Genomic DNA, 14,440 nt, shown 5'->3' with positions numbered 1-14,440 from the left:
TCTTACGATCTGCATTCGTTTCTCCTCAAGCACTTTCCCTAAACGCATACTGTCCGCCTCCCCTATACAAATAGTCTAATTCAATTGGGGGACAAGACTCCAGTTTAATTAGGGGGCCTTGGAGAAATGCCTATGTTAGATGAAGGAGAATATGCTTGGATTCATAATTTGTATGGTGATAGTATGAAAGCAACAAAGGAGTTTAGGCAAAAGCATGGATTATCATTAAAACAGATATCTATTGATGAGAGATTTAGTCCCGTCGTAATGGAATACGAAAAAATAACTGGTGTTACAGGCGTTCATCATAATGCAATTATGCACCATCGAATATCTTTAATTGGCGACCCTTGCCAATATTGTGGCAAGCCATTGAGAACGCCAAACGCAAAGCTTTGTGTTAGCTGTGGTCAGCCCAAATAATAGTTGATGACTGGAATGGAAAGGTAAGTATCGAATGAATCGGCATAATTGTCCCTGTTGTGGTTATCCCACACTTGAAGAAAGACGTGGTTGGGAGATTTGTTGTTTATGTAATTGGGAAGATGACGGGCAGGATGATCCCCACGCAGATAAAGTTTGGGGCGGTCCAAATCAAGACTATTCACTTACAGAGGCTCGGGAGAACTTCAAAAAACACTACATCATGTATAGAGATAGACGAAGAATCCAAAATCAAACGGATAAGGAAATTCAAACAAAGAAAAAATTAATTAATACATTTGATAAACTTAGAACCCCAAATAATGAATCTGCCCAACAAGTATGGCAGCAAATCAACTCATTTGAAAAAGTTCTAGAAGATATTGTTCACGAAAGAGTTGAACGCTACAGCAATAACATAGAGAAAAATCAAGAGATCATATACCTAATTAATTCTGATAGCCCTGATACAATCGTAAAGGGCTTGCTATCCCTAGCATTAAGTGCAGATGATGGAGAGTTTGTACAAGATCTGATTGTCCGATACACTCAACATAAAAATGAAAATATAAGAGGAATAGCAATTCTTTGCTTTGGTCATATAGCAAGAATACATGGAGCAGTTAATAAGGAACTGATTATTCCACTTATCAATGATGCATTAAATGATGAGAGTTCGTTTGTTAGAGGGCATGCTAATTCAGCTTTAGATGATATAAATATGTTCTCCAACTAATCACGCTTCAGAGACTTAAGAAAAGTGTGGTTGTATTTCAGCGAATACTGCCACATCAAAAGGTTGTCCATTTTACGCAACCCACACATGTGGAAACCACAGTATTGATTTACCGCCAAAAGCCTTGATACAAGTGGTTTTGCAGATGAGTAAGGGTAAAAAGTGTGTTTCACAATTCTCAGAAACATATCGTGACATTCATAATGTACAGTAATTGGTTTAATTGAAGGTAAAGTTAAATTGATATTATGAAATTTGGAATTGGTGCTTGTGGAGGCGTAACATGTGTGAATATGATAAATACTTCAAAACATATGAAGGGACGCCTAGAAGTTATAGGAGTTCTGTTCATTTCAACGATTTTAGACTAAGAAAAGCAATGGAGCAAGCCAAGCTTGAGCCAGTAGCTGTGGAACAGGTGATCGAATATATAAATGCTTTTCTTGCTGCTATTAGTATGAACCAGATCGAGTCACCGATAGTTCGAGCAACGGAGATTAACTACAAGAAGATAAAGGATACTAACAATCTTACAGATAAAAGGGATATTGTCTGGCTGAAATTTACCAAAGATGGGTTCATAGGTGTTGTAGCAACAAGTGATGATGTAAATTTTAATATTCCGGAATCCAAAGATGTTTATCATGATAAGGACGGAAATAGCTGGAGGTATAACACTTCAGGAATTATAGTTCATTCTGTAGATCAAGAATGGGATGAGTCTTTCGTGTTAATATACCCCCTTAGGAATATTCCTGATGGTTTAACCAGACACGATATTGAAAAAGGAATTGGTAATTATCTGATAAATAACAGAGTGCCAATATTGGATTTTTATTCTCATAATTATTGAGTTATAAGACAACGAACGCATTGGGATTTGAGTGACATACGCTATATTTTTAGTGGTTTTGGATGGTAAATTATTGGAATTTTGAAAATGTATTTAAAAGTAGCGAATACTGCCACATCAAGAACACCTTTTCGAGGTGTTTTTTTTATAAAGGCCCGTGTAACAGATATAAACTAATGATTGATTGAATAGCCCATATATTAAAAATCTCAAACTACATTCAAATAAAAATATATGGGTTCGTTATTGTGCCCTGGGCTTTCAATCGTGCGTGCTTGGAACATCTGCCGAATTCCTGTAGACTAGATATAAATGTAAGTTTTTATCTGAGAACAACGGATCTGACAAAGCCGTGTCGGCCGAAAAGTTGATCGTCGGCAACGTCATTTACTATCAATTGTAGACGACGCTCGCAGTGGTGCAAGCCGTGCGCGCGATTTCTGCATTTATCGGCAAAGGAGCAAGCGCATGCTTTTCGAACGTGACAACGACAACGCTGTCGATATAATTCATAAATTACCCCCCAAACAGTTTTGGCGCATTCTTGCCAACACCATCACGAACAAGGCGTCGAGGGAGCCGTCTCCGGTGCAGTACTTGCTCGCCCCCTTCGTGTCGGTAACGAAGGTGTACCAACTATGAATAGCCAACAAGGACAGATATACGGCAGGCTAAACGAAATTTCTCTACTCTCCCAGGCGTATTATTCCACTTGCCTTGGATCTGCGGAAATCGTGTACGTTTCAGGTGCGCCCGGCATCGGCAAAACAAGTCTTCTGGATTGGGTATTTCGTCAGGAGCATCATCATCCGCGCACCTCGATCTTCTTAACGGGCAAGTTCGAGCAGATCGCGAAGGACAGTCCTTATCATCCAATCATTCAGGAATTCCGCGGATTCATGCGGCACTTGCTTGGCGAAAGCTCACAACAAGTCGACGCCTGGGCCAAAAAGCTGAGAAGCGCCTTGCGCTCGTATGAAGCGGTTATCGCCGCCATGATTCCCGAAGTTCGGCTTCTGATCGGCGATATCCCCGACGCTTGGGAGTTGCCGCCTGATGAGGCGAAAAAACGGTTCATCTATGCGTTCCGCAAATTTGTGCAGACTCTAGCATCCAAGGAACGTCCTCTAGTGCTATTCATTGATGACCTGCAGTGGGCGGATGCGTCGTCGTTGCAGTTGCTGCATGCGCTTCTTTGCGATCCTGAACTGCAATATGTGCTGTTTGTCGGCGCTTACCGGGATGGCGAGATGAATAGCACCAAGCTGCCGGGCTACGAGGTCGATGGCAATATCGCAAAGGAGGCCGTCGTACATCACATTCAGCTTCGAGAACTATCAGTCGAGGAGATGAACTCAATCGTTATGGAGGCGCTCGGCTGCGGCGCCGCCGAAGCGACCCCTCTGACGTTGGTCATGTATCCTGAGTCGCAGGGCAACCCGTTTCATTTCAAGCAAATTCTTGGGCGGTTGCTGGACGACCGTCTCTTGACCTACGACCATGAGCGGCAGGGTTGGGAGTGGAATCTGAGCGATTTGATCGAACAGGAGCAGCATTGGGCTATAGGCGAATTGATGGCGCACAAGCTGCTGCGTCTAACCCGGTCGGCGAAGGAGGTGCTTGATATTGCGGCGTGCCTCGGGGGCCAATTCGAGCAAGGATGGATCGCTGACGTTACACAACTTAGTGCGGACGACACTTCCGCCGAGTTGGAGGTTTTGGTGGAAGAGAGCCTTATCGTTCGTTTTGGTCAGGATCAATACCGCTTCGTGCATGACAGCGTACAAAACTTGATATACAACCAAATGGAAAACGAGACAAGGAGGCGGACGCATCTGGCGATCGGCAGGCGGCTCCTGGAGACTGGTTCAAGCCAACCTGAGGGCTTGTTTGAGGTGGTGAAACATCTTAATAACGGGTCGTCGGACATTCATGACGTGGAGGAACTGCATCGACTGGTTGAACTGAACTTAGCCGCCGGACAACGGGCCAAAGCTTCAACGGCATATGACATCGCGCTGCAGTATTACCGCAAAGGGGTAGAGCTGCTGGCGGAGAGCGCCTGGGAACTTCATTACGCCACATGCTTCGAGCTGCACGTGGAACGGGCCGAATGTGAATATTTATGCGGGCATCACGAGATTACGGAGCATCTGATTGAACACTTGCTGCGCCGGGCGCGAAGTTCGATCGAACGTTCCAAAGTCCAGATGCTTCGTATGATCCAATGCATCAATCAGAAGGAATATCAGGAGGCGACCCTGCTCGGACTGGAGAGCCTGAAGGAGTTCCGCATCAACGTTTCGCCGAACCCTCTGCAAGCAACGGTCGTTACCGAGGTGCTGCGAGTACATATGCGACTTCGCGGCCGCATCGAGCAGCTTGTGGATTTGCCGGAAATGAGTGAACCGAGCCGCATCGCTGCCGCTAACATTCTATTTTTAACGTTGGTCTCCTCCTTCCGCACGGACAAGAAGGTGTATTTCCTTCTCGCTTGCAAGGCTGTGCGGCTATCACTCAAGCATGGGAATACGCCGGCAGCTGCCGATGTCTATACGGTATACGGTCTCGTTCTGGCACTTGTGCTCGGCAGGCGGGTCAGTGGCTACGAGATTGCCAAGGTTGGGCTGAAGCTTGCGGAACGCTACGACATTGCATCCATCAAGTCTAAAACGTACGCGACCTTCGGCAGCATCATTTGCCAGCTTGCGGGAAAGATGCACGAAGGCGAGCCGTATTTGGAGCAGGCAGTTCGCTTCGCTAAGGAGTCTGGCGATGACGTCTATTTGAACACAGCGATCGGGGCGCGCATTCATGCCTTATACACACGGGGGCCGCTTGGAATTTTGTCCAAGGCGCTGACGGAGTATACGGAGACGCTTGCGGAGACGAAGGATGACTTCGTGCTGCAAAACCTTTATTTGTGCCGTCAGTTTGTTTTGGCGCTGCAAGGAGAAACGGAGAGTGCCTGTTCGCTTGACACGGCGGTTTTCGAGGAGCGGACCTTCCTTGAACAGAGCAGCGGCGAGGAGACGGCATCCGCAACGTTATTCCAATACTACGCCTACAAGACTCAGCTTTGTTATTTGGACGGGAAATACGAGGAAGCGGTTCACTGGCAGAAGGAGGCAGAGCCACTCAAGCTGTATGCAGCCCATCTCACTCATTTGCCGGAATGTCTTTATTACGGGGCACTGGCGGAACTGGTCATCTACGGAAAAGGCGGTGGGAAGGGATTGCCCTCGTCTGTCGGCTCGTTGCGCCACGCTCACAGACAGCTCAGCCGTCTGCGGAAATGGGCGAAGGTTAGTCCTGATATTTTCCAGGCGAAGCAAGTGTTGGTCGAAGCGGAATTGGCGCGGGTCAGCGGACGTTATGCCGCTGCTGAAGCGGGATACGACCGGGCAATTCGGGAAGCTCACGAGCATGACAATGTGCAAGTGGAGAGTGTCGCAAACGAACTGGCGGGAAGTTATTACGCTCGTCAAGGAAAAGCTAAGGTTGCGCTTCATTATTTGCAGGCCGCGCGCGACGCGTATGCTCGCTGGGGAGCAAGCCTGAAGGTAAGGCAAATCAGAGAGCGGCTGGCTGCGATGGGGGATGAGGAGGCACTATCAGGCAACTGGACGCCGACAACAAGCGAAGCTGCTACGGCAGCGGCAACGGAGGAACAACTGCCAGGCCTTAACCGAGAGGCGGGCGCGCGCGATACGGTTGATGCGGTAGATCTCGCCGCGATTCTGAGAGCGTCGCAGGCGCTCACAAATAAGATGGAGTTGGATGCCGTCTTGCCCGAAATCATCAGTACCTTGATGAACTATGCTGGCGCTCGCAAAGGCGTTTTGTTGATGGTTAGTCGCGGCCAATGGTTTGTACAGGCTTGGGCGGACGTCAAAGTTCGCGTCTTGTACGAGCCGGCGTTACTTGAGGACGACGGGCTTCTGCCTGGCGGCATCGTCAGGTACGTGGCGAGAACGCAGGAAGTGGTAAGGTATTCCGTAGACGAGGAGAGCTGGCTTCGCCATAATCCGTATATAGCGGAGCACCGTCCGCAGTCGGTCTTATGCATGCCCGTTGCCGTTCAAGGGTCAGCGGTTGGCGTGTTGTATTTGGAGAATTACGCTGCAACGAGCTTTGTTTCCGAGGACCGTATCCATATTCTTCATGCGATGGCGTCGCAATGCGTGTACATTTGCGAGCTGCTGCGATCGTTAGGCCGATTCGATGGGGAATCGGTAATTAGCGAGGAGCCGGATGTGGAGAAGGGTGGCGACATGACGCTGGATACGGCTCCAGCTCCGACCTGCGAGCCGCTCACAGATCGCGAGATGGAGGTGTTGGCGCTGCTGGCGGCAGGTCTGTCCAACAAAGAAATTGCTGAGCAGCTAGTCGTCGCTGTCGGCACAGTTAAGGTGCACGTCAAAAACATTTTCACGAAATTAAAGGTGAACCGCCGGACGAAAGCGATCGCCCAGGCCAAGGAACTTCATCTGCTTGACTAGCACTATTCAACTCGCAACTGTTGTTCATCCTCACGAATAAGGGCTTCAGCGCATCCACCATGCGCAGAAGCCCTTTTTCGCGTATCCTTGGCAGAAACTCTGTGAAATACTCCTTTGTAGGTATAGTAGAATCGAGAGATTTGATTTATTTTTATAGAGCGCTATCGTCGTGTTTACGTTTTTTCACATACGGGATAGGTATGGAGTAATTCATAGATTTGCTTTTTTTATGGATTAAAACATTCTTATACTTTTGCAACTATCGGGAAGAAAGCAATGCGGAGGGATCCGGATGCAGGCTGGAAGGCTATTAAGTCGATTGTTGAGATTTTGATTATGGTTGTATTCTAAATCGGCAATACACTGCAGAGCGAAGTGAAAGGAATGGGCATAAAAATGAAAGCAATTCGAAAGCGTATTTTCATCCTGTTGCTGGCGTCGTCGCTGGTTTTCCCCATGTTGTCTAAGCCCGCACTGGCGGAGGAACAAGTGATCATCACCGAAGCACCCGACCCGGACATTGCCGATTTGCAGGCAGCCAGGGAAGCGGTGGAGAATACGAAGTATCCCGCAGCCAAACAGGAGGAACAAAGCACGGAAGCGGCGGCGACGAGCTATGTGGAAGAAGTGGTAAAGCAAGCGGTGAATAACGACGCGATTGGCCTGTCTATCCACGTTGACGCGTACACGGCGCCGAAGGCGGGCGACGCGGACTACCCGGATGGAACCGACGGCCAGGTCGCGTTCACCGTCACGTTGACCAAGGGAGGGCAGGAGCAGAGCACCGCTCGGCTGACGCTGGCGATCAAGGCGACGCCGTATGCCGGCGTATCCAATCAACAGGTGATGGACAAGGCCGCAAGTCTGCTGGCGAGAGAGCATACGCTCGATTTTAAGCTAGGGGACAATTATTATAGTACGGTGTTGAAGTATTTTAACGATTTACTCGCTGAATGCGGCGATTTGGACTATGTGGACATTTCTCCAGGCAATCGCAAAAACGGGTCGGAAATGCTCACGGTCACCGTTTATATTGAAAAGGGACAAGCCTATTACGGCACGGAAGTTAACGTCCACATGAATGAGGAGCGCGACCCGGATCTGGCTACGGTCAAGACAGCGATTGAACACGGGGACTATGGGGGCATTAGACAGTATATGTATGATGATCTGTCTATCAATCAAGATGTTAGCAATCGGGTGTATGCCGCCATCCAGAACAGCGGTGTTGTGACGGACCGAATCAGGATCTACGCCGTGAACGGGGGGGGCTATGTTCCGTCGATCACGGGAGATGCCGACAATCCGAACGGTACACCTGGCAGTTATACCTTTACCGTAACGTACTTCAGACTCTGGCAGGTCTGGACGACCGATCCGATCACGGTTCCGATTGTGGCGACGACTTTCCGAGAAGTGAATGAGCAGGCTTTGGCAGCGGTCAAGGCAGCTTTGGTGGATGGTGTGGTTGATGTCGCATTCGGTGCCTCGCAGGCCGATAAAACAGCGGCCGTGCAAAGCTATGTAGACCGCCTGCTCAGCGATCCGAAGGTAACGGCGACCGTCGCCTATAATAGCGACACAGGCAGTTATGATGTGGCCTTGGTCAGGGGAAACGTAAGCGACAGCAAAAGCCTGACGATGACGATGAACGAAGGGGTAGACCCGGATATCGCCATCGTGGCTTCGGCCAAGGAGGCGCTGGTAGACGGAGAGGTCAATGTTGTGTTTGAGCCCACACAGGCTGACAAAACCGCCGCCGTACAAAGCTATGTAAACCGTTTGCTCACGGGGGATGCCGCAGGCGTGACGGCGGTCGTCACCTTCAACAGCGGTAGCGACAGCTACGATGTAGCGCTCTCCAAGGGCGTTCGTAACGAAAGTACGAACCTGCATGTCACGTTTAAGGAAGCGCCTGACCCGGATATTGCGATTGTGCAGGCAGCCAAGGAAGCGGTGGAGAGTGCGGAGTATCCCGCAGCCAAACAGGAGGAACAAAGCACAGAAGCGGCGGCGATGAGCTATGTGGAAGAAGTGGTAAAGCAAGCGGTGAATAACGACGCGATTGGTCTGTCCATCCACGTTGACGCGTACACGGCGCCGAAGGCGGGCGACGCGGACTACCCTGATGGAACAGACGGCCAGATCGCGTTTACCGTCACGTTGACCAAGGGAGGGCAGGTGCAGAGCACCGCTCTGCAGACGCTGGCGATCAAGGCGACGCCGTATGCCGGCGTATCCAATCAACAGGTGATGGACAAGGCCGCAAGTCTGCTGGCGAGAGAGCATACGCTCGATTTTAAGCTAGGGGACAATTATTATAGTACGGTGTTGAAGTATTTTAACGATTTACTCGCTGAATGCGGCGATTTGGACTATGTGGACATTTCTCCAGGCAATCGCAAAAACGGGTCGGAAATGCTCACGGTCACCGTTTATATTGAAAAGGGACAAGCCTATTACGGCACGGAAGTTAACGTCCACATGAATGAGGAGCGCGACCCGGATCTGGCTACGGTCAAGACAGCGATTGAACACGGGGACTATGGGGGCATTAGACAGTATATGTATGATGATCTGTCTATCAATCAAGATGTTAGCAATCGGGTGTATGCCGCCATCCAGAACAGCGGTGTTGTGACGGACCGAATCAGGATCTACGCCGTGAACAGGGGGGGCTATGTTCCGTCGATCACGGGAGATGCCGACAATCCGAACGGTACACCTGGCAGTTATACCTTTACCGTAACGTACTTCAGACTCTGGCAGGTCTGGACGACCGATCCGATCACGGTTCTGATTATTGCAGAACCTTTCGAAGGACTTACCAATGCACAGGCAGTGGCAGCGGCAAAGACAGCTTTGGTTGACGGCACAGTCGATATCGCCTTCGGAGCCTCGCAGGCTGACAAAACAGCGGCGGTTCAAAGCTATGTAAACGGACTGCTTACCGGCGATGCCGCAGGCGTGACGGCGAGCGTAGCCTACAACAGCGGTAGCTATGAGGTTACGTTGTCCAAGGGAAGCGCAACTGACAGCAAGAATCTGACGATGACGGTGAACGAAGCGGCCGATCCGGACATCGTCATTTTGGCGGCGGCGAGGGCAGCGGCGGAAGGCGCAAGCTACAGCAGCATGACTCAAGCGACTGCAACCAGCGAAACGGTTATTGCGGCGGCACTAAAAGCTACTGCTGAAGCAGCGATTAACAACAATGCCATTACGGTCGCGGTCACCAACGTCGGCTACACCGCGCCAATCGCGGGCGACGGCGACAATGTGATCGGAGCAGACGGTAGCTATACCTTTACTATCACGGTGACAAAAGGTTCGCAGAACCAAACGACCGCGCAGCAAACCATTGCGATCACGGCAACAGCCTTTAATGGTGTGACCAATGTGCAGGCAGTAACGGCAGCCAAGACGGCGCTGGTAGACGGATCGGTAGAGGTCGCTTTCGGAGCCTTGCAGGCTGATAAAACAGCGGCGGTTCAAAGCTATGTAAACGGCCTACTTATCGGGGATGCCGCAGGCGTGACGGCGACCGTCGTCTATAACAGCGTTAGCGGCAAGTATGATGTTGCGATTTCCAAAGGAAGCGCGCGCGACAGCAAGAGCCTGACAATGACGGTAACCGAATCGGCCGACCCGGACATCGCTGTAGTGTCGGCGGCCAAGGCGGCGGCGGAAGGCGCGAGCTATAGCAACATGACCCAAGCGGCGGCCACTAGCGAAACGGTCATTGCGTCGACATTGAAAGCCACAGCTGAAGCAGCGATCAACAACAACGCCGTTACGGTCACGGTCACCAAGGTCGGCTACTTCGCGCCTATCGCAGGCGATGCAGAGAACCCGCAGAGCGTAGACGGCACCTATACCTTCACCGTCACGGTGGCCAAAGGCACGCAGAGCCAAACTATCGCGCAGAAAATCATTGCCATCACCGCAGCGACTTTTAACGGCGTGACCAATGTGCAGGCAGTAGCGGCGGCCAAGGCAGCTTTGGTAGACGGATCAGTCGATGTAGCTTTCGGTGCATCGCAGGCCGATAAAACAGCGGCGGTACAATCTTATGTGAACAGCGAACTTATCGGCGATGCTGCAGGAGTGACGGCGGTTGTCGCTTACAACAGCGGCACCGGTAAATATGATGTTGCACTTTCCAAGGGAAGCGCAAGTGACAGCAAGAGTCTTGCTATGACGGTGAACGAATCGGCAGATCCGGACATCACCATTGTAGCGGCGGCGAAGGCATCAGCGGAAGGCGCAAGCTATCCTGGAACCACGCAGGCTGCGCACGGCGATGTAGCGGTCGTAAAGAGCTATGTTGAAAATCTGGCCAGTGCAGCGGTCAACAATAGCGGCGTTACCATCACCGTTAACAAGGTCGGCTATATCGCGCCGACTGCGGGCGATGCCGATCATCCGCTCGGCACAGACGGCAGCTATGCCTTCAACGTCACGGTGGCAAAAGGATCGCAGAGCCAAACTACCGCACCAAAAACCATTGCCATTACCGCAACGGCTTATACCGGCGTGACAAATGCGCAGGCAGTAGCTGCAGCCAAGGCGGCTTTGGTTGGTGGATCAGTCGATGTAGCTTTCGGTGCATCGCAGGCCGACAAAACAGCGGCGGTGCAATCTTATGTGAACAGCAAGCTTACCGGCGATGCTGCAGGGGTAACGGCGACTGTCACCTACAATAGCGGTAGCGGCAAATATGATGTTGCCCTTTCCAAGGGAAGTGCAAGCGACAGCAAGAGCCTTACGATGACGGTGAACGATTCGGCCGATCCGGATATTTCCATCGTAGCGGCGGCAAAGGCAGCGGCGGAAGGCGCAATCTACAGCAGTATGACCCAAGCAGCGGCAACCAGCGAATCTGTCATTGCAGCCGCATTGAAAGTCACCGCCGAGGCCGCGGTAAAGAACAGCAGTGTTGCGGTCACGATTAATAAGGTCAGTTACACTGCGCCGATAGCCGGAAACTCCGCAAATCGAAGCGGCACAGACGGCAGCTATATATTTACCGTCACCGTGTCAAAGGGTTCGCAGAGCCAAACTACAGAGCAAATCGAAGTGAGAATTTCTGCCACTGCCGATACAAGCGGTGGTACACCCGGCGGAGGTACACCCGGCGGAGGTACACCAGGCGGAGGTACACCAGGCGGTGGCACACCAGGCGGAGGTACACCCGGCAGCGGTACACCTGGCGGTGGTACTCCCGGCGGCGGCACCTCCTTTGCCGATATTGACAAAAGCGACTGGTTCTCTGACGCAGTAGCCTATGTCCGGCAAAACGGCTTAATGTCAGGAACAAGCGAAATGACCTTTAGCCCCCATTTGACGGCCAATCGCGCCATGATTGCAACCGTGCTATATCGCATGGCTGGCAATCCGCATGTTGCCGGAGAAAGCACATTCACTGATGTACATTCCGGTACGTGGTATACGGATGCAATCAAATGGGCGGCGCAGAAAGGCATTGTGAGTGGCTATGGCAACAACCGTTTTGGCATCGATGACGCAGTGACCCGGGAACAGCTTGTCGCCGTGCTGTATCGCTACGCGCAGCAGAATAACCTTGATATCACATTGACGGGTGATCTGTCCGGCTTTGCAGACAAGGACAAAATTTCCGATTGGGCGACTGAGTCTATGAAGTGGGCGGTTGGAAAAGGTCTCCTCTCCGGCAAAGGTAATGGAATGATTGACCCGTCCGGTACGGCGACCCGTGCGGAAATTGCAGCGATTCTGATGCGATTTTTGATTGGTCAAAATACACACTATAAACACTTTTAGGCAACAAACTGGCGTCGGCACTCTACGGCGTCAGTTTGTTTAATTTTCTTAGCTGATAGTTTTGATTGTAGCAAGATGTAAATGGTGTGTTGGCTCTGCTTATTCCGCACATGTGGAGTGCTGCTCACTGTTGATTTTTCCGCTAAGCTAACTGGAAGTTTAGTTAAAGAAGGAATCTGATTAATTATGGAAAAATATTATATTAAGAGAATATTTAGGGAGGGGATTGCCGTTGAGAAACGAGGGGATATTAGAGAAAAAAGTTTTAAATAGAAAAGCTGTCACTTCTTTGGTTTTAGGGGTTCTATCAATTGCTTTATTTTTTATTTATGTTAGATTTATTTTAGGTGTTATTGGTTTAATAATTGGTGTTGTAGCTCTAAAAGAAATAAGGCTTAACGAACAAAGTGGAAGAAGAACAACAATCACAGGTATCGTTTGTAGTTGTTTAGGAATGATTATGCCAATTCTTTTGATGACAATTATGTATGTAAATAGAAATTGATTGTAGTTCGCCTCCCCGCCTTTATCGGAGTAATTTAACAGTGACCGGTAGTCCAGTCATGTGGAGTGTGTATTATGGAACGCTCGGGAGCAATTCTCCCAAGCGTCTTTATTTTTCTCTAAATTATTTCCTGGCGTTGCTTTATGGCACACGTGTATAGCATCGAAATCTACATTATCGAATTGCTACGGTATTAAGCGCATCACACAGATACAGCATCAATCTCACTCAGCTTCACTGGCGTCCCGACACGCAAGGTATTCTGAATTTCAGCAAGGCGATCAGTCTCACTGCCCAGCGAGCGTATGACTTCTTCGCTGGCATGCGCTGCAATCTTCACGTGATAGTGTACGTTCGTTGCCGGTTCGCCTTCAGATCCAAACTCACCTGAAACCTCCACCTCCACGGATTCAATACGAATGCCCCGTTTCGCCGCTTCCCGATAGATGTCATTACAGTAGCACGTGGCTAAGGCCAAAAAGAGTAACTCGCCTCCGGTGACACTTGATCCGAACCCTGTCGACTTGGGCGAAATGGCCAGGGTAAGGACATTGTCGTTGGTATACAAGCTGACCTGATGCTTACCTTCACGATTCTGTACGAGTGCGCTGATTTTCATCTCAACAGCTCCCTTGAATTTATAGGTCGGTGTGAACAAATCGCGTGGCGGTCGTGCCGGGGCAAACAATATCGATGGCATCAAAACTTCGATATTTTTTTTCGAAAGTTTGTAGGGGAAGTGCCTTGTTTATTCGTGAAGACGGAAGAGAAGTAGGCGGGATCATTGAATCCGACTTCATCGGAAATTCGTCCGATGGACCAATCGGTTTGTATGAGCAGTTTTTTTGCTTGCTCTATCCGATATTGCAGCAGGTAATCGATAGGAGTGACTCCATATACTTTTAACATACACTTGGCTAAATAATTCGGATGATAATTAAATTGTTTTTTTAATACGGAATTCGTAATTTTCGAAATATAGTTTTGACGAATATACAATTCAATCTTTTCAGCAAGCTGTGCCGCCGCCGAGCTATTTGCAATCCCCGAATCCTGATTTAGATTTTGCATGAAGGTTTGAAAAGCGGTTTGCTTTCGCCAGTAACGAAAGGGACGAGGATCATGATCCAAAGCATAAAATTCGGTAAGGTCGTTCATTGAAGTTCGAGAAACTTCTATTTTTTTCGGCATGAAGATGGAACTCACTTCACTATGATTAAGGTAAGCGTTCTGTTTGTGTTTATCGAATAAAGCAATTTGATTCTCAAGGCACTCGTCAATATTGTTCCTTTCATCCCAAGCTCCGAACGTTTGAAAATGAATCCAGGTAATTTCCGTTTCCTCGTCGCAGGGGGCAGTACCATAATGGTACGCATCCGGGCGCAAAATGATGGCTTCATCTTTATCGAGCGTCCACTCATGATTGCTTTCCCCTATGAATAATTTCCCTTTGGTTACGATGATGAGATCGAATACGTTGATAGAGTGGCGGCTGACATGCTTTTCGCCTGGAATGAATGTGTGTTTACCGCTGTCGATGAAATAGGGTATCGGTGGAGTTACAAAGTGAAAGATTAAATCAGACATGATGAATTCCCCCTCCCATTTCTATTACAGTA

Annotated in this window: 8 protein-coding genes; 6 read left to right on the top strand and 2 right to left on the bottom strand. The window is 49.6% G+C overall.

Annotated features, from left to right (window positions below):
- The first annotated feature begins 126 nt into the window (after window positions 1–126).
- The 6 genes from D7Z26_RS24890 (at window position 127) to D7Z26_RS24865 (ending at window position 12,821) form a co-directional block, all read left to right on the top strand.
- Window positions 127–423, top strand: a complete 297-nt coding sequence (locus tag D7Z26_RS24890) for a hypothetical protein (RefSeq protein ID WP_120979741.1) — start codon at window positions 127–129, stop codon at window positions 421–423.
- Window positions 424–457: 34 nt separating this feature from the next.
- Window positions 458–1,159 carry a CPCC family cysteine-rich protein gene (locus D7Z26_RS24885; protein ID WP_120979740.1) on the top strand — a complete coding sequence of 234 codons (702 nt, stop codon included), beginning with the start codon at window positions 458–460 and terminating at the stop codon, window positions 1,157–1,159.
- 283 nt (window positions 1,160–1,442) lie between these two features.
- On the top strand, window positions 1,443–2,012 hold the full coding sequence (locus D7Z26_RS24880; protein WP_120979739.1) for a hypothetical protein: 570 nt from the start codon (window positions 1,443–1,445) through the stop codon (window positions 2,010–2,012).
- Window positions 2,013–2,650: 638 nt separating this feature from the next.
- Window positions 2,651–6,514 (top strand): helix-turn-helix transcriptional regulator, encoded by a 3,864-nt coding sequence (locus tag D7Z26_RS24875; protein ID WP_120979738.1) that lies wholly within the window; start codon window positions 2,651–2,653, stop codon window positions 6,512–6,514.
- Window positions 6,515–6,910: 396 nt separating this feature from the next.
- A complete protein-coding gene (locus D7Z26_RS24870) occupies window positions 6,911–12,316 on the top strand; it encodes an S-layer homology domain-containing protein (protein ID WP_158602436.1) in 5,406 nt (1,801 codons plus the stop codon).
- A gap of 232 nt (window positions 12,317–12,548) precedes the next feature.
- Window positions 12,549–12,821, top strand: coding sequence for a DUF4190 domain-containing protein (locus D7Z26_RS24865; protein WP_158602435.1), 273 nt, complete (start codon window positions 12,549–12,551; stop codon window positions 12,819–12,821).
- Between the two features lie 202 nt (window positions 12,822–13,023).
- Here the strand turns inward: D7Z26_RS24865 and D7Z26_RS24860 are convergent, their stop codons facing one another.
- Both D7Z26_RS24860 and D7Z26_RS24855 read right to left on the bottom strand, forming a co-directional pair.
- Window positions 13,024–13,440, bottom strand: a complete 417-nt coding sequence (locus D7Z26_RS24860; protein WP_120979735.1) for an OsmC family protein — start codon at window positions 13,438–13,440, stop codon at window positions 13,024–13,026.
- 80 nt (window positions 13,441–13,520) lie between these two features.
- Entirely contained in the window at window positions 13,521–14,408 is an 888-nt protein-coding gene (locus D7Z26_RS24855; RefSeq protein ID WP_120979734.1) for a response regulator transcription factor, read from the bottom strand.
- Between the last annotated feature and the right edge of the window lie 32 nt (window positions 14,409–14,440).

This window comes from Cohnella endophytica (assembly GCF_003628305.1).
In the GTDB taxonomy this organism is placed as follows: domain Bacteria; phylum Bacillota; class Bacilli; order Paenibacillales; family Paenibacillaceae; genus Cohnella; species Cohnella endophytica.
Note: the sequence above shows the minus strand (reverse complement) of the source record. Positions and strands in the feature narration are given on the sequence as shown.

Bases quoted from the DNA above. Each gene is read 5' to 3' on its own strand.
- D7Z26_RS24890 (WP_120979741.1), top strand. From the start codon at position 127: ATGCCTATGTTAGATGAAGGAGAATATGCTTGGATTCATAATTTGTAT.
- D7Z26_RS24885 (WP_120979740.1), top strand. From the start codon at position 458: ATGAATCGGCATAATTGTCCCTGTTGTGGTTATCCCACACTTGAAGAA.
- D7Z26_RS24880 (WP_120979739.1), top strand. From the start codon at position 1,443: ATGTGTGAATATGATAAATACTTCAAAACATATGAAGGGACGCCTAGA.
- D7Z26_RS24875 (WP_120979738.1), top strand. From the start codon at position 2,651: ATGAATAGCCAACAAGGACAGATATACGGCAGGCTAAACGAAATTTCT.
- D7Z26_RS24870 (WP_158602436.1), top strand. From the start codon at position 6,911: ATGAAAGCAATTCGAAAGCGTATTTTCATCCTGTTGCTGGCGTCGTCG.
- D7Z26_RS24860 (WP_120979735.1), bottom strand. From the start codon at position 13,440: ATGAAAATCAGCGCACTCGTACAGAATCGTGAAGGTAAGCATCAGGTC.
- D7Z26_RS24855 (WP_120979734.1), bottom strand. From the start codon at position 14,408: ATGTCTGATTTAATCTTTCACTTTGTAACTCCACCGATACCCTATTTC.